Source organism: Chitinophaga sp. Cy-1792 (assembly GCF_011752935.1).
Classification (GTDB): Bacteria; Bacteroidota; Bacteroidia; order Chitinophagales; family Chitinophagaceae; genus Chitinophaga.
In genome coordinates this window covers 1,808,714-1,825,601 of the sequence record NZ_VWWO01000001.1, presented here as the reverse complement: position 1 = coordinate 1,825,601, position 16,888 = coordinate 1,808,714, and the positions used below count along the sequence as shown (strand labels likewise).

The window sequence follows — 16,888 nt, the reverse complement described above, 5'->3', positions numbered from 1 at the left end:
CGTAAAGCCTTGTTAAGTGGTAAAAATACAGTTTTAGTACTGTTTTGAAAATATTTATCAGCTCATTCTCCGTTTTTCAACATAACCGGCTAAAGCCAGCATAAAGAACCCGGTGAACACAAGTCTTAATATATTCTTCCAAACATAGGCGATGTTGCCATTCCTTAAATATATATCATTGATAGCATCCAGTCCCCAGCTAAGTGGCGACAAATGCCCAACTATTTGCATCTTTTCCGGCATGATTTCCAATGGTATCCATATACCGCCTATGGCAGAAAGAATAACGATGGAAATAGCCCCGAAATTCAAGGCCTGGTTAGGTGTCTTAAATACTGTGCCAATCAGGATACCATAGGATGTGGCTGCCAATCCTATAGCGGCCGCTACCAGGAAAGTAGCGCCTGCATCCCGGCCCATTGTCAGTTTAGGCAGATCCAGCAATGGCATTATATACATACCTACCAGCATCATACAATAAAATTGTATTACACAGATGCCTACAAAAAAGAACATCTTGCCTGTCAGTATCTCCAGGTAAGAACCTGGTATCAGCTTCATTCTCAGCAAACTACCATCTTCCCGCTCCCGGATCATATTACCGGCAATAGGAATAACGATAAAGAACATGGCGAAAATACTCCAGGCGGGCACATTATGCTGTACGGAATTGGAAATCACATCAATTCCCTTACCGTTGCCAGTCGCTTCTTCTTTCAGTCCAACCGCCTGCAGGCGGATGGCCATCGTATCATTTTCAGCGGTGGCAGTAGAATCCTTTCGGCGCAATTCCTGTTTGATACGTCCCAGCAACATATCTGTTTCTACCTGTGTCAGGAAGTTATCAATAGCCTGATGAATAGCCCCTTTAAAGGCTTTCTTGGCAGCAGGATCAAAATAGATAATAACATTCAGGGAATCGTTCCCTTTCTTTACAGGCAGGGAAACCGACATGCCCATCCTGTTGGAGATATCATTAACGATCTTATTGGCATTGCTAACGATAGATCCGGTAGCGCCGGCAGGAATGATAATACTTATCTTATAGGTACCGTCGTTTACCAGCTGGCGCGCCGAGGCAACGTCCAGTGCTTTGCCATCAACTGAGTCGATGATGCGGAACTGACCACTGCTTTCCAGGCCTTCGCGTATATATCTTCCTAACTTTCCATGATCATTATCAACCGTAAGAATGTCAAATTTTACTTCCTGGTAATCCTTAAAAGGCGCATCCTGGATCAGTGCCATTACGGTAATCAATATCACCGGCATGACAAACAGTAACGTTAGTCCTGTTTTATCGCGCCTCAATAGTTGCCATTCTTTTCTTATAGTTGCCAGTAACCGTAACATATCGGAATTCCCGTATAAAAATTAATCTCTCAAAGCATATCCTGTATAATGCAGGAAAACATCCTCCAGGTTCTGACAGTCGGGCAGTGCCGCTATCAGGTCTTCAGGGTTGCCTTGTATAACTTTGCGTCCTTCGTCCATGATGACTACATCATCGCAAAGAGACTGTGCTTCTTCCAGCAGGTGGGACGTATAGAGGATACTATTGCCCTGGCTGTTGTAATCGCGCAGAAACTGGAGTATAACGCTTCTGGACTGAACATCTACGCCAGCTGTAGGTTCGTCCAGCACCAATAATGCAGGCTGATGAAGGATGGCAGCGATGATATTCGCCCTCCGCTTCATTCCGCCTGAATATTTATAAATTTCTTTATTGACACTCTTTTCCAGTCCGAACCGCTCGAGCAGGTCAAGAATTTTTGTCTTTAATGTGTTGCCTTTAAAGCCGTAAAGATTGCCGAAGTAAGTCAGATTTTCCAGGGCGCTCAGTTGCGGGTACAATGCAATACGCTGTGGCACAATACCTACGAGACGCTTGATGGCCTCACGATGGCCGCCATCCTGGTGAAGGCCGTTTATCAGCACATTGCCACTGTCGCCCCGTACAAGCCCGCAGAGAATGGAGATCGTCGTCGTTTTACCGGCGCCGTTAGGCCCCAGTAACCCGGCTATACTGCCTTCCCTGAAAGAAAAGGAGAGTCCTTTTAATGTAGGTTCGTCCGCTCCTTTATAGGTTTTGTACAATTCTTTTACATCAATAGCAGCCATATCACTCAATTAAAACACCTTGCTGAGCTTACGGAAGAAAGCTTCTTCAGCGGCGGCGTTACGGAAAAGCATTTCACTCAGGTCGCCATAGGAAACGTTATCGGCACTACGACTTTTACACACCCTGCCGGCGGAAAAGGCGAAATTACGCCACAGGTCACCGATCTGGGTCAGCTCACCTGCCAGCACAGACAACTCCGGTTTATTGAGTTTTTCTGATGCTTCCTGTAGAAATGCAGCATAGATAAAGCGGAAACCAGCACCACCGGTGCCAATTTCTTCCTGCATACGGATAACGTTGCCCAGGTAGAGTCCGGCCCGGCGAGGGTCCAGCTTTTCAGGGTATTTTTTTATTCTTTTTGCTAAAAAACGGATACCATCTACTCCAAACATAGGAATAGGTACTTTCAGCATATAGTGACAGGTTTGTTTGATACCTGCGATAATCGGTTTTTCTAAAGAGACCTCTTTGGGAACACTAACGGGATAATACATTTTTCCTTTAGGCGCCGGAAATCCTTTTGCAAAGCGGGCCTGTGCCAATGCTTCCGGGGATATAGCCGTTACCGTGTCCATCACCGGGTCACTGACCAGGTATTGTCCGTTTTCTTTTCCGTATACCACCAGGTTATGTGCGTTGAAGTGGAAACGGTAAGATTCCGGGAAATAAGTCAGGTAGTATACGCTGGAGAGCATTCCTGCCGGACTTCCTGCTGCCAGGGTATTGTCCAGTGCTGTCATTCCTTTTTCCACGGAGTTGAATTTTTCAACCTGCATTTTAATGCCGAGGCGGTCACATACCCGCTGAAAAATTGCTCCCGGCCAGATCCTGTAGGTAGTTCCTGGCACGCCATTCACCTTTACAAACGGCAGGTGTCCGAAAAACAGGCCTGCTCCGATACCAAAGGCCATGGGCTCACTGATTTGCAAGCCATGGTGGCCCAGAAGGTTGGAGATAACGCCACTTTCGCAATGCGCTGTCTGGGTGTGATGGAAATGAATATCGCTCATAGTTGAATTATGTCGCTATAATTATCAAACGGAGTTCCGGTTGTACGAAACTCCGTCTGATAATTATACTGTTGAATTATTTAATCTGCTGAAGCGCTGTCACACTGATTTTGAAGGCATCCGCGTAACGTTGCAGCATTTGGGGACTCAGTCGTTTAAAGACAGCAGGTTTCATATGTCTTTTCACCTGCCATTGGAATTTGCCGACATAGTTTGCCAGCAATGCCAGGTCCATGATATTTTTTTCCATGTAATAAGCGATCGGACTGATTTCTCCGGCCAATACGCGGTTTCTGGCAGTGTTTACTCTTTCATGCACTTCTTCCCAGGCTTGTCCCAGGGCTACGTTTTCGGGCTCCCACCCTGCACTTTGCACCTGGACGTAATTTCCTGCGTTATCCACCGCATACATAATCTGTTTGAAAGTACCTTCATGCAGGTTATCGCCATCCTGAGGCACCTCATCTTTTTTCATGTCAGCAGTTTTTAAGGGTGATTATTATACAACAGTAATACCGGCATAGGCATAGGAGAAGCGCGCGCTTTCCGGAACCATCATCACAATTTTCTGGCCTTTTTTCAGTTGGCCGGTATTCATCAGTTCTTCCAGCATCAGGTAAGGAGATGCGGTACCTACGTTACCTACATTGGCCAGGTTGGTGAACCATTTTTCCAATGGGATAGGCACGCCGATACGGGTGATTTCCTCATCAATTTTCAAGCGGAAAAATTCGGAAGACAGGTGAGGCAGGAACCAGTCGATTTCGTCGAGGTTGATGCCATAACGTTCTACCATTTGTTTCCACATGACAGCACCGGAAGGAACAATATTTTTTCCGAGTAATCGGGTATCCTGCTTAAAGGAGAAAACACTGTGTTCTGCCCACTCGTCAGGAGTCATATCGATCCATCCTTTGGTAGAACCATCTTCGTTTTTCACGGAACCAGCATACATGCAGGTTTCCAGCTCATGCGCATAAGAAGCAATTTCCACCCAGTCTACACGGAGGGAGATACCATCTTCATTAGGCTTATCAGAGAAATATGCAGCGCTGGCGCCATCGGAGAGCATCCAGCGGAGGAAGTCTTTTTCAAAGGCGATGAAGCCATTTTGTGCCAGGAGGTTTTGTTTATCAGCTTCCGGCTGGAATTTTTCGGCCAGCATCCAGGCGGAGAATTTTTCAGAGCCGGTACTAACTGCGTTGGAAGTGTTTCCACAGCGGATAGACATCCAGGCATACTTGAAGGCTTGCATACCAGCAGCGCAGGCGCCGGTGGCAGCAATAAGTTCAACGGGCTGGCATTTCAGCAAACCATGCACCATAGCGGCATGGTTTGGCAGGAGCTGATCAGGAGAAGTAGTACCACAGGCCAGCAGTTGTAAGTCGCTGATTGGATTTTTCTCGTCAAACAGTGCTTTTACTGCCTCAGCAGTCATTTCGGCATTGGAATGCGTAGATTTTCCGTCCTGGTCCAGTGAGTAGTATCTTGTTTTGATCTTGTTATTACCCAAAATCTTCAAACGCATACGGGAAGGCTTTCCGTCCACCATTCCGAGGATGCTTTCCATTTCTTCATTTTCGACAGGCTTGTTTGGCAAAAATTTGGAAAGCCTGGTAATATATACTTCCTTCATTTGAAAAAAATTCGATCTGATTAAGGTTAGTTACAAAACCTTAGCAAACATCACAATGAAACATGCTTTGATTTGTACACAAATTATAGAGCGTAAATATAAAATTCTAATCTGAATTACAATTATTACGCCATTACCCGAAAAGGGTTATATGGTATGCAGATGATATAGCCAGATCTGCATTTATTTGATTAATTGCGCAGGGAGACGCCTTTGTAGTAGTCTACTTTTCGTTGTAATTCCGCCTTTTTCAGGTTTTTCTTTATAAGGGATGAAATGATCGTAACCGGCGACAGTACGATGATTCCAGGGATCAGCAGGGAACGGTACATGGAAACCCTTGGTTTGCGGGAGGCTTCACCGGGGCCACCTTTGGCGCTAATGAATTTTGCCCAGTAGCGGAAGGCTTTGATACCACGGTCTTCAAGCAAAATAAGGTCAGGAATCAGTTCTACGGCATCCATGGCCAGTAATTCACCTTGCAGCGGCTGCCAGTCTGCCGACTCCAATGCCTTGCCCAGCGGGCCTGCAAAACGCTTGCTGGTAATGATTTCATTTTCCTGAACACCACCCTGTGGCAGGAATCGGGAGGCTTCTTTTTTACCTTTAAACAACCAGCGCAAAACAGTTACCAGGGAAACCAGGTTAGGGGATTTATCAACAAGTACAATATTTCCGGCCAGTTTGGCACCTGCCTTATCAAGATGCTGTTTTACCGTTTCCTGGGCATTGAGCCACATATTACGGCCACCAACGAGGGTTACCACGGTTTTTCCCTTCAGGAGCTTCGCAGCATCACCGCTCTGGAGGAAGGCTGCCGTTGGCTGTGATGGGGACAGGAACCAGGGCTGATACGCCAGCAATACCAGGTCGAAATGCGCGTTAACATCCACTTTCAGCGGCTGAATACCACGAGGTCTTCCCAGTACCGTTTCCGGCATGGTGTCGTAAAAAGTCTCTTTCTTCCAGGGAAATACAAAAGGCTCTACTGGTACCAGTTGCTCATAGGTAACATCCACTTTCCCTTCCAGGGGCGCCAGCACATGATCAACAATCCTTCTAAGTTGTCCGGTTTGAGTATAGTATACGACCAGGACCTTCGGTTTTACATTCATAAAGAAACAGGAGGTTCAAGCTTTTGAAGCTGTAAACTTACAAAAAAGATAGATTGAATTATATGATTTAATAATAATTTGATACAAAGGCAACCTCAAAAGGCAGGGAATTTATATGGGGTAGTAAGCAGGAGATAGATAGTTGGTGGCTTGTGCCCCAGCCAGATACTGCACCAATCGGCTTACATATTTGATGCAGTACCTGGACTAAAGGACTTTAGTTTTTTACCAATCTAAATAACTAAGAATCAGACTTTTTATGATAAGAAATTTGTTAAAATTTTGTAAATATTTTTAATCAATTTTCTTAACAGAGCCCGAACCCGCTATAGAAGAGGATACCTGAGGAGAGCCCTTGTAGGCAATATCTCCGGAACCTGCAATTTTTGCTTTCAGGGAAACGCTCGCATGCACTTTTGCATCGCCGCTACCTGCAATTTTTACTTCTGCATTTTCAGAAAGCAGGTTATCACCAACGAAATTACCTGCACCACCGATACTTACGCTCAAATCGCGGGTCTGGCCGGTCAGTTTGATATCACCGGCACCTGCAATAGCTGCTGTCACTTTAGGTGCATCCAGCTGTCCGGAAATGCTACCCGCTCCGCCAATCTTCACTTCGATGGCATCTTTAGACGTGAATTGCCCGTCCAGCTCAATATCTCCACTACCGGCAACGGCTACCTTACTCAATTCTTCGGTAGAGATATGTATATCGAATTTATTATGTGTCCGCGCACTCAGTTTGTTTTTCAGCCTGATTATCAACTGATCACCGTCTGGTACCAGCTCTATCAGGGGCATAATATTACTTTCCGCATCAATGGTGGCCGACTGTGTAGGGCCCTGTTTAATAAAAACATTCATTCCTGCTTCTACGCGGATGGCCTTAAAAGGAGCCACCGGACGATTTTCTGTGATCACCTGACCGTTTCCTTTGACGGTTCTACCAAATTGATTGCAGGAAGTTAAAAACGTAACAGTGGCAAGGGTTAGGAAGCTAAAGTACCAGCTTATATTTTTTCTCATAAAGGGTATATTAATACCGGAAGATACGGCAGATTTCGGAATTTGGAATTTCAAAATCTGAATTTACCGGAATGACTTTATCTTTGCACCACCATGACAGAAAAGATACTTATCCTCGATTTCGGTTCTCAGTATACACAGCTGATTGCACGCAGCATACGCGAACTGAATGTTTATTGCGAAATTAAACCATGTCTCCAGCCAATTGCCTGGGACGAGTCCATCAAAGGAATTATATTATCCGGTAGTCCGTTTTCCGTAAATGATCCGAATGCACCTACCGTTGATATTGCAGCCATGGCAGCAAAAGTACCGGTACTCGGCGTTTGCTACGGCGCCCAGCTGATGGCCAAAAACTTCGGTGGCGATGTGGCTAAATCCAACATCCGTGAATACGGCCGCGCCTTTATGGAGCACAACGACAAAGAGGAAAAGTTATTATATGATATCTCCGGGAAAAGCCAGGTTTGGATGAGTCACTCCGACACCATCAAACGCATCCCTGAAAGCTTCGAAATAATCGCTACCACCGAAAATATCCCGGTTGCTGCCTTCAAAAGCACTTCCGTAGCGGCTAACCCTATCTACGGCCTGCAATTCCACCCGGAAGTAACCCACTCCCTGGAAGGAAAACAGATCATCCGTAACTTCCTGCTGCATGTTTGTGGTTGCACCCAGGACTGGACTCCTGCTCAATTCGTTCAGGAAACCATCGCCAAAATTAAGGAACAGGTAGGCGACAAACGTGTGGTAATGGCCCTCAGCGGTGGCGTAGATAGTACCGTAGCAGCTGAACTGATCCACAAAGCCATCGGTAAAAACCTGTTCTGCATCTTCGTAGACAATGGTTTGCTCCGCAAAGACGAATATGAAACCGTACTCGAGTCCTATAAACATATGGGCCTCAACGTGAAAGGTATCAACGCAAAAGAACTTTTCTACGGTCAGCTGGACGGCGTTTCCGATCCTGAAAAGAAACGTAAGATCATCGGCCGCCTCTTTATCGAGGTATTCCAGCACGAAGCTGCCGAACTGAAAGATATTTCCTTCCTCGGACAAGGAACCATCTACCCGGATGTAATCGAATCCGTTTCTGTTAACGGTCCTTCAGTTACCATCAAATCACACCACAACGTAGGTGGCCTTCCTGAAAAAATGAATATGCAGCTGGTAGAACCACTTCGCTTCCTCTTCAAAGACGAGGTACGCCGTGTAGGCCGCGAAATCGGTATCAGCGACATCTTCCTGGCACGCCATCCTTTCCCTGGTCCGGGCCTGGCTATCCGTATCCTCGGCGCTATCACTCCTGAAAAAGTAGATATGCTCCAGCAGGCAGATGCTATCTATATCGACGGACTGCGTGAAGCTGGCCTCTACGACAAAGTATGGCAGGCAGGTACCATCCTCCTCCCGGTACAAAGCGTAGGTGTTATGGGCGACGAACGTACCTACGAGTTTACTGTAGCGCTCCGCGCTGTAACCTCCGTAGATGGTATGACCGCCGACTGGGCACATCTTCCGTACGAATTCCTGGCAAAAATGTCGAACGATATAATCAACCGCGTTAAAGGTATTAACCGCGTTGTTTATGATATCAGTTCCAAGCCACCTGCTACTATCGAGTGGGAATAACGGGCAAAAGGAACCAACAATAACCGATCGGCACAACTTATGCAGTAGCTGCCGGTCGGTTGTTAAATTTTATGTCACAGCACAAACTGCCAATTGTTATGAACCTGTCTTTTTCTATAAAACACCTGTTTGCCGGAATGGCCATAGCGGTCGCATTCAGCGCCTGCTCTTCTTCTAAAAAAGCCGTTTCCAAAACTTCCAACCCGGCAAACGTTACCACCAACAAACCTGTCGAGAAAAAACCTGAACCACCAAAAGTGGATAAAAAAATCCCTTTTAATGTTCCGGCTTTCGCCAGAGATGTTAAAAGAAGCACCTACAACGTTGCCATTTTCACCCCATTGTTCCTCGATTCTGTTTTCGCAGGCTCCACAGATATTCCAGGCCGTACCATGCCACGCTATGTATTGCCAGGACTAGAATTTTACGAAGGCGCCCAGCTGGCACTGGATACCCTTCAGGCACAAGGATATAACCTCCGTGTAACCGTTTACGACAGCAAAGGCAAACAAAGCATCCCCAACCTGATCAACAGCAAAGTACTGGATGCCACTGACCTTATCATCGCTTCTGTTACCAATCCTGACCTGAAAGAACTCAGCGACTTCTCCCGCAATAAAGAAATTAACTTTATCTCCGCCACCTATCCGAATGATGGCGGCATCACCGATAATCCTTTCCTGTTTATCAGCAACAGTACCCTCAAAACACACTGTGAAGCTATTCAGGATTATATCCAGCAGGCATTTGCCAACAAAAACATTATCCTGCTCCGCAGAAATTCGGCCTTCGAATCCCGCATGGGCGCAGATTTCAAAGCGGCCTACGACAAATCTACCAATCCTAAAAAATCAAGGATTCGCGAAGTTGTCTGGACCGACGCCACTACACCGGAAGAACTGTCTAAATACCTGCTTACCGACCGTACCAACGTCATCGTTGTAACAGCCCTGGATGAAAATGGCTCCAAAGCTATCCTGCGCAAGCTCAGCGCCAATTCCGCCACCTATCCGATGCAGGTTTATGGTATGCCTACCTGGGATGTATTCAAATTCAAAGAGCCGGAATTTAAAGGTCTGCAGATCTATTATTCCTCTCCCTACTACAACGACAAAACAGATTACTATAGCCGTTATGTAAGCGACTACTTCCGCAGAACATACCGCGCACGCCCTTCTGACATGGCTTATAAAGGATTCGATATGACCTACTTCTTTATCCGCCTCATGAAACAGAACGGCGTTTACTTCAACGCCGAAGTAAATGATGCTCCGAAAGTTATTTCACAATTCGACTTCCAGCCGGTATATGTGAAAGATGGTGAAACCACACCTTCCTACTTCGAAAACAAAAACATCTATATCATCCAGAAAGGTGATTCTACAGATATTAAAATGAATGCGGTAAAGAATTAACAGCTTTACCCGTCAGCAACAAAAAAAGCGATCGCCTTGGCGATCGCTTTTTTTGTTGCTGTAATCTTCAACCCGCGCTACGCGCGGGTTGAAGATTACAATGGTAAGTTATAAGATCTCAATTCACCGTCGCTGGTAGTCAGCAACAGCTGATTATGTACGATCATAATGTTAATCACATTACTGCTATAATCAACAATCTTCTCTTTACTTTTTGTAGGATTACCATTATAATCATACGCAGTAAATTCAATACCTTCCGGCATCACTTCTGCTTCTACCTGCATGGATGCTCTGTCTATAAGCAACAAGCGACCAAAGACAGTATACACCAGCATCTTCTTATCATCAATAAAAAACGCGCTATAGTTCAGTGAATCCGGTTCTTCTGCCGGGTAATCTGCGCTGCCGTCGAATATCGCATCCTGGGTCTGTTCCGCCACCGCGCTAACTGCCGGATAATCAAATACCATCAGCGGCCCGTCGTAATGTGGCGCTGTTACAAACTCCTTTCCTGAAGGTGAAAAATTACCGAAGATGTGGTCCGCACACTGAGGCAGTTCACGCACGGTTATTACACCATTATTATAAGATATTTCTGTCAATTCACATTCTTCCTGTCCGGCACTCGCTTCCAGCATCACTCTCCCTTTATCAGGACAGGCATGGAAGGTATACGCATATTCCTGCTTGCCATTCAGCGGATAAGACGCCAGCAGTTCAAAAGTATGTGCATCAATGATCTGCAGTTCATCCTGCTCATCATCTCCCACCGGTATTACATACATGATGGTTTTATTATCTGCACCAAAATAAACAGCAGAACCAAGGAAATAACCCCATGGTTCATGTTCTATCGTATGCAATACATTCAGGTCGTTGTCTATGATACGGATATCATTCATACCCGCGATGGCAATACGTTTACCATCACTGGAGGCAGACATTTTAGTGCTCACATATTTTGCAGACTGAATAGGTAATAACCGTTCCGAAATGATTTGCAGTTTACTGTCCAGATGCGTTATCAGGGGCTGACTGGCAAAGTTCAGCAGAAACTCGCCATCAGGCAATGGAAGGACGTTTACAGGATTAGCGGTAAACGTGATTTTTGCATTTAATGGTAGATGTATATGCGGAAATTGACTCATAATCTTAGTAGTTCAGAAAGTGCAAAGGTAACGCAGAAACGCTTTACGAAGTACTAAGTTTATAACGATAACTGACGCTTTGTTTTACGTTGATACCGGCTGATCTGTATAATCGCTATTATTTCTATTCCTATCAGCACCGACAGCGCCGCAATATGCATATCATACTGCATTACCACCGCCTGTTGCATAACCAGGCCCGTCAGAGAAAGGCCCAATCCGCCGCCAAATGAATTGGCGGTTCCGTTAATGCCGGAGGCAAGCCCCTGCTGCGATGGCGGCGCCGACTCCACGCCCAGTATGGTCATACTCGGGAAAATCATCGATATACCCACCGTATTGGTGCAAAAAATGGCCGCAACAATGACTGGCAAAGGCAGCACTCCAAGATAGCTGATAATAAAAAGTATAAACCCGGACACCATAAAAATGTTACCGATCACGCCTACACTGATTACGCCAATACGCCTGAACAGTAGCGGTAGTAGGAACTTGCTGAACAAACCGGACATAATACTGAAAGGCAGCAGTAACATTCCTGCCTGTGCAGGATTTAATAATAAATGTTGTTGCAGATAGAGTGTCAGCAAAAACAGGTAGCTTCCAAAAGCAGCGCCAGTAAGCAATGCCCCCAGATTTCCAGTAACGGCGCCGGGCAAACGAAGTAGTTTAAAATCTATTAATGGCGATGTATGTGATTGCTCTTTACGGACAAAATAAAAGCCCAGTAACAAAAAGCCGGCAACTGTTGCCGCAAACTGAACAGGTGCCGTTGTTATGCTGCCAAGGGAATGAATGATCCAGGCAGCCGCCAGCATCAGCACTGTGAGTATCAGTCCACCGGAAAGGTCTTCCTTATGTTGCTGCTTTTCTTTTTTGTCTGCCGGAATAAATTTCCAGGCAAAAAACACTGCCAGCATAATTACCGGCACATTGATAAAGAAAACCCACTGCCAGCCCCAGTAAGAAGTGATGAGTCCGCCGGTAGCCAGTCCTGCTGCGAAGCCTGTACCCGCCATGGCTCCGAAAATGCCCATGGCCCTGTTCCTGGCCGCCGGCTCAGGAAAAGTATTAATGATGATCGCAATGGCAGCAGGGATGGCGAAGGCAACACCGATACCCTGGAGGGCACGGAATGCCAGCAGCCAGCTAAAAGTTTGTGCACAGCCACAGGCAAAAGAGGCCAGCCCGAATAATCCTGCGCCCACCATATAAATATTCCTGCGGCCCTTTATGTCCGCCAGGCGGCCACCCAGCAATACAAATCCGCCGTAAAACAAAATATAAACGGTCTGCACCCACTGGATAGCATCCGCACTGAACCTGAAATAGCCTTCCATACTGGGAATGGCCATATTCAATACAGAGGCATCCAGGGTCTCAAAAAATACCGCCAGACAAGCGATCGTCAGAATTATCCGTTGCTGCATAATCGTTTTTAAAGTTGGGACGCAAACTTAAGATTTTAGAACATCAATAGTTTTATTATAAATATTTTGGAATAAAACACTAATTTGATATCTTTATGGAGATTTTTTTTCCAAAAAAGAGGAGAAGATCCTCAATAAACAGCATATATCGTGGAAACACAATTGGTACTGGATGAAAAGGATATGAATATCCTTAAATTACTTCAACAGGATGCAAAAATGACGATGCGCGACATCGCTGCACAGCTGAATCTCAGCACCACCCCTGTGTATGAACGTATACGCAAAATGGAACAGGCAGGCATCATCAAACAATATGCTGCCATCGTAGACCCACGGCTGATCGGTAAAGGCCTGACCGTATTATGCTACATCACCTTAAAGGAACACAATAAAAAATACGGTAAAAAATTCATCCAGGAAATCCTCAACTTCCCTGAAATCACGGAATGCCTCAATATCTCCGGGGAGTTCGACTTTATGATTAAAGTACAGGTAAAGGACATGGATGAATACCGCGAATTTTATGTGAATAAACTCGGCGAACTGGATAACCTGAGCCATACACAAAGCATCTTTGTAATCTCTGTTATCAAAGCCACCCACCAGGTAGTTTATTAATATGCTGCTAAAATTTCCGCAAGACTTCCCCGGTCAGCAAATTCTCAAGGCCGATGTACACTACGCCATGCTCAAACAGCGGCGTATGGCGGAAAAGCGACGCATATTCCTGAAAGAAAACCTGCTCATCTTCGTTATCAACGGCTATAAAATATTACACACGGAAACGGCTTCTGTTCGCGTGGAAGCCGGTTCTGTATTCCTGCTCCGCAGAGGTTTTCATATATTATCTGATATCGTGGAAGATGGTACGGATTTTAAAAGTCTGCTGATATATTTTTCAGATGAAGATGTAAGCAGATTTACCCACAAATACCACCATCTTTTTTCGGGAGTAACAGCCAGTACAGCACAACACCTGGTAATTCCCCTCACTAGCTACCTGGATGATTTCCGCGAAACATACCTTCGCTATTTTCAATCTCCACCAGACCATCTTTCTTCCATATTATCACTGAAAAAATTTGAGCTGTTCCTGTTACTGATGGAAACCCCTCAGCAGCAGACTGTCGCCACTTTTCTGCAAGCGATCAGCACGTTACAACCTCCTGAAATTGAATGGGTTGTACGCCGCCATATTTTCGAACCTCTCACCCTGCCAGAACTGGCCAGGTTATCTAACAGAAGTCTCGCCGCCTTTAAGCGTGATTTCCAGCAACATTTTGGTACATCCCCACGTAAATGGATTACCACCCAGCGCATGTTACACGCCCGCAACCTGCTGTTTAACTCCCCATTACAGATAGCGGAGATCAGCCTGGAATGCGGCTATGAGCATACACCACACTTTATCTCCCTGTTCAAACAACAATATGGAGAAACCCCGCAGGCACTCCGTTCTAAAAATGCTATCATCTGAGCCTTTCCCGTTATTCCAACCTTTCCACGTCCACTAGCTTTGCAGATAAATAATCTGTTATGTCATCCACATTAGAAAACAACAAAGCTATCGTTAGGAGATTCAACGAAGAATGCCTGGTAAAAGTAAACATGGAAGCGCTGGACGAAATTGTGCGCGACGACTTTACCAACCACACCGCACCTCCGGGTTTTTCCCGTGATAAAGATTCGCTCAAAACCTTTATTCAGTATGCGTTTCCCAACATCGGAAACATTTCCCTGACTATTCATGACATGATCGCGGAAGGTAATAAAGTAGTGACCTACAAAACCTTTACCGGCATACTGAAAGCCCCGCTACTGGGCGCCAATAAAATCGGTGAGCCAATGGAACTCACCATCATCGATATTATTGAGATAAAAGAAGGCCGTTATTTTGGTCATTGGTCCGTACGTCAGATGGTGCAGCAGTAATATCATAAAAATGCTTACTTTAAATCTATGAACCGTAAGCATTTTCTATCCTCTCTGCTGGCTGCCGGTGCAGTAATACCGGGGGTCAACGCTATCGCTGGCATTCCTGGTACCACCGGCAACCAGCCTGTTGTTCCGCCTTACCTGAAACCCGGTGATACCATCGGGATCACCTGCCCCGCCGGCTACTGCCCCCGTCCCGACCTCGATGCCTCCCTGCGTATTATCGAAAGCTGGGGCTTTAAAGTTCGTATAGGCAGCACCGTTGGGCTGCGTGACTTCACCTTCGGTGGTACAGACCAGCAGCGCACCGCCGACTTCCAGGAAATGCTCGATAATCCTGAGATCAAGGCCATCCTCTGTGCCAGAGGAGGATACGGCTCTGCAAGGCTGCTGGACAAACTGAATTACGACAAGTTTGTACAACACCCTAAATGGATCATAGGATTCAGTGATATCACAGCTTTTCATTGTCAGGTCAACAGTAAATTGAACACGGCATCGCTCCATAGCAAGATGACCAACAGCTTTCCGGATAATTTTCGTACAGCCGATCCCGTTGTACAGGATAGCATCACCTCTATTTACAATGCACTTACCGGTAAAAAGATGAGCTATACCGGCACCACCCAAATGGCAAATCGCCCTGGCAAAGCCACAGGTATAGTGGTAGGTGGAAACCTTGCCGTCATCCAAAGTATGAACGGTACCCAGTCTGAACTCTTTACAGACGGGAAAATATTATTCCTGGAAGAAGTAAGTGAATATCTCTATAACATCGACAGAATGCTGGGTACGCTGGAAAGATCAGGTAAGCTAAAAAACCTTGCAGGCCTTATACTCGGTGGGTTTAACTATATCCGGCCTGATGATCCGGGAGAAGAATTTGGCAGAACCGTGCAGAGCATGGTACTGGACAGGGTGAAAAATTATAGCTATCCGGTATGTTTCGATTTCCCGATAGGGCATCAGCGTAACAACTATGCCATCAAATGCAATATGGTACACACCCTTGAAGTGACAACCAAAGCTGTTACGCTGACAGAATAACTTATTTTACAAAGAACGTTACGATAAAGAGAATCGCCAGTACATACATGACCGGACTAATCTGTTTGTGCTGGCCGGTCAGTACTTTCAGCAATACATACGACAACATACCAAACACGATACCTTCTGCAATGCTGTAGGAGTAAGGCATCATGACGATGGCCAGGAATGCCGGCAGTGCTTCGGTCACATCATTAAAATCGATTTTTGTCACTGCTCCCATCATCAGCATACCCACAATAATCAACGCCGGCGCGGTGGCAGCCTGTGGAATCATCGCAAATACCGGTGCAAAAAAGAGCGACAGCAGGAACATCACGGCAACCGTCAGGGCGGTGAGTCCGGTTTTACCACCGGCAGCAATGCCACTGGCACTTTCCACATAAGCTGTTACTACGCTGGTTCCCAGGAGTCCCGCCGCGGTAGTGCCTACTGCATCCGCCATCAGCGCCTGTTTGGCGCGGGGAATACGGCCATTGGCATCCAGCAGCCCGGCCTTATTGCAAAGCCCGATCAGGGTGCCTACCGTATCAAAAAGGTTTACCATCAGCAAGGTGAATAATATCATCACCATATCCATGGAAAAAATTTTATCGAATTGCATCTTAAATGCGATGGGCGCGATAGAAGGCGGCAACCCTACCAGGTGTCCATGCTCAGGCAGATGCGTAACGCCCAGCGGAATACCGGCAATGGTGGCGGCCATAATACCTATCAGCAAGGCAGCATTCACCCCTTTGTACATCAGCACGGCACTGACAATAACGCCGATCAGTGCCAGCAGCGGCCCCGCAGAAGTAAGATCCCCCATCTTCAGCACTACACCTGCCAGTTTGCCATCACCCACATGATGCATGCCTGTTTCGATGATACCCGCATTGGCCATACCTATCAATGCGATCAGCAAGCCAATCCCCACACTGATAGCATGTTTCAGGTTGCCGGGAATGCTGTGGATAATCGCTTCCCGTATTTTGAACATCGACAGAAAAATAAAAATAATTCCCTCCAGGAATACCGCTGTCAGTGCAAACTGCCAGCTATACCCCAGCGAGGCCACGATCGTATAGGCAAAGAAAGCATTAAGACCCATACCTGGCGCCACGCCAATAGGCAGCCGGGCATAAAAAGCCATCACCAGCGTACCAATAGCTGCTGCCAGCGCCGTAGCGGTGATAAGGGCGTTGAAGTCCATGCCTGTCTGCGATAAAATACTGGGGTTTACCGCCAGTATATAGGCCATGGTAGAAAAAGTGGTAAGTCCTGCCAATACCTCCTTTCTAACGGTGGTCTGGTTTTCTGTTAACCTGAAAAATTTAGCGAGCATGATGCAAAAATAGTGTCTTAATTTTATCCGATAACC

At 46.2% G+C, this 16,888-nt stretch carries 16 protein-coding genes; 6 read left to right on the top strand and 10 right to left on the bottom strand.

Going from position 1 to position 16,888, the window contains the following annotated elements; genetic code table 11:
- Positions 1-57 precede the first annotated feature (57 nt).
- The 7 genes from F3J22_RS07485 to F3J22_RS07455 all read right to left on the bottom strand — a co-directional run bounded on the left by F3J22_RS07485 (position 58) and on the right by F3J22_RS07455 (position 6,912).
- Positions 58-1,353, bottom strand: a complete 1,296-nt coding sequence (locus tag F3J22_RS07485) for an ABC transporter permease (RefSeq protein ID WP_167015800.1) — start codon at positions 1,351-1,353, stop codon at positions 58-60.
- Positions 1,354-1,374: 21 nt separating this feature from the next.
- On the bottom strand, positions 1,375-2,121 hold the full coding sequence (locus F3J22_RS07480) for an ABC transporter ATP-binding protein (protein ID WP_167015798.1): 747 nt from the start codon (positions 2,119-2,121) through the stop codon (positions 1,375-1,377).
- A 9-nt stretch (positions 2,122-2,130) separates the two neighbouring features.
- Positions 2,131-3,132: a BtrH N-terminal domain-containing protein gene (locus tag F3J22_RS07475; protein WP_167015796.1), complete on the bottom strand. Its 1,002-nt coding sequence runs from the start codon at positions 3,130-3,132 to the stop codon at positions 2,131-2,133.
- 76 nt (positions 3,133-3,208) lie between these two features.
- Positions 3,209-3,607, bottom strand: coding sequence for a hypothetical protein (locus F3J22_RS07470; protein WP_167015794.1), 399 nt, complete (start codon positions 3,605-3,607; stop codon positions 3,209-3,211).
- A gap of 24 nt (positions 3,608-3,631) precedes the next feature.
- Positions 3,632-4,768 carry a beta-ketoacyl-ACP synthase III gene (locus F3J22_RS07465; RefSeq protein ID WP_167015792.1) on the bottom strand — a complete coding sequence of 379 codons (1,137 nt, stop codon included), beginning with the start codon at positions 4,766-4,768 and terminating at the stop codon, positions 3,632-3,634.
- 191 nt (positions 4,769-4,959) lie between these two features.
- Positions 4,960-5,883, bottom strand: coding sequence for a dialkylrecorsinol condensing enzyme (locus F3J22_RS07460; protein ID WP_167015790.1), 924 nt, complete (start codon positions 5,881-5,883; stop codon positions 4,960-4,962).
- A 294-nt stretch (positions 5,884-6,177) separates the two neighbouring features.
- On the bottom strand, positions 6,178-6,912 hold the full coding sequence (locus F3J22_RS07455) for a head GIN domain-containing protein (RefSeq protein WP_167015788.1): 735 nt from the start codon (positions 6,910-6,912) through the stop codon (positions 6,178-6,180).
- A 93-nt stretch (positions 6,913-7,005) separates the two neighbouring features.
- Between F3J22_RS07455 and guaA the strand changes: the two genes are divergently transcribed.
- Both guaA and F3J22_RS07445 read left to right on the top strand, forming a co-directional pair.
- Positions 7,006-8,544, top strand: coding sequence for a glutamine-hydrolyzing GMP synthase (gene guaA / locus F3J22_RS07450; RefSeq protein ID WP_167015786.1), 1,539 nt, complete (start codon positions 7,006-7,008; stop codon positions 8,542-8,544).
- Between the two features lie 98 nt (positions 8,545-8,642).
- Positions 8,643-9,959, top strand: coding sequence for an ABC transporter substrate-binding protein (locus F3J22_RS07445; protein ID WP_167015784.1), 1,317 nt, complete (start codon positions 8,643-8,645; stop codon positions 9,957-9,959).
- Between the two features lie 95 nt (positions 9,960-10,054).
- On the opposite strand, the gene F3J22_RS07440 is transcribed toward F3J22_RS07445, so the two are convergent.
- Together F3J22_RS07440 and F3J22_RS07435 are read right to left on the bottom strand one after the other, a co-directional pair.
- Complete coding sequence (locus F3J22_RS07440) at positions 10,055-11,110, bottom strand: hypothetical protein (protein WP_167015782.1); 1,056 nt, start codon at positions 11,108-11,110, stop codon at positions 10,055-10,057.
- Between the two features lie 59 nt (positions 11,111-11,169).
- Entirely contained in the window at positions 11,170-12,540 is a 1,371-nt protein-coding gene (locus tag F3J22_RS07435; RefSeq protein ID WP_167015780.1) for an MFS transporter, read from the bottom strand.
- 150 nt (positions 12,541-12,690) lie between these two features.
- On the opposite strand from F3J22_RS07435, the gene F3J22_RS07430 reads away from it, so the two are divergent.
- From F3J22_RS07430 to F3J22_RS07415, 4 genes are read left to right on the top strand one after another with little or no spacing between them, the layout of a single operon-like run.
- Positions 12,691-13,161, top strand: a complete 471-nt coding sequence (locus tag F3J22_RS07430) for an Lrp/AsnC family transcriptional regulator (protein ID WP_370459406.1) — start codon at positions 12,691-12,693, stop codon at positions 13,159-13,161.
- 1 nt (position 13,162) lies between these two features.
- Positions 13,163-14,020 (top strand): helix-turn-helix transcriptional regulator, encoded by an 858-nt coding sequence (locus tag F3J22_RS07425; RefSeq protein WP_167015778.1) that lies wholly within the window; start codon positions 13,163-13,165, stop codon positions 14,018-14,020.
- Positions 14,021-14,079: 59 nt separating this feature from the next.
- The gene (locus F3J22_RS07420) at positions 14,080-14,475 is read left to right on the top strand and encodes an ester cyclase (RefSeq protein ID WP_167015776.1); all 396 of its coding nucleotides are present in this window, start codon (positions 14,080-14,082) and stop codon (positions 14,473-14,475) included.
- A gap of 27 nt (positions 14,476-14,502) precedes the next feature.
- Positions 14,503-15,525 (top strand): LD-carboxypeptidase, encoded by a 1,023-nt coding sequence (locus F3J22_RS07415; protein WP_167015774.1) that lies wholly within the window; start codon positions 14,503-14,505, stop codon positions 15,523-15,525.
- Position 15,526: 1 nt separating this feature from the next.
- Here the strand turns inward: F3J22_RS07415 and F3J22_RS07410 are convergent, their stop codons facing one another.
- A complete protein-coding gene (locus F3J22_RS07410) occupies positions 15,527-16,852 on the bottom strand; it encodes an NCS2 family permease (protein WP_167015772.1) in 1,326 nt (441 codons plus the stop codon).
- Positions 16,853-16,888: the final 36 nt, after the last annotated feature.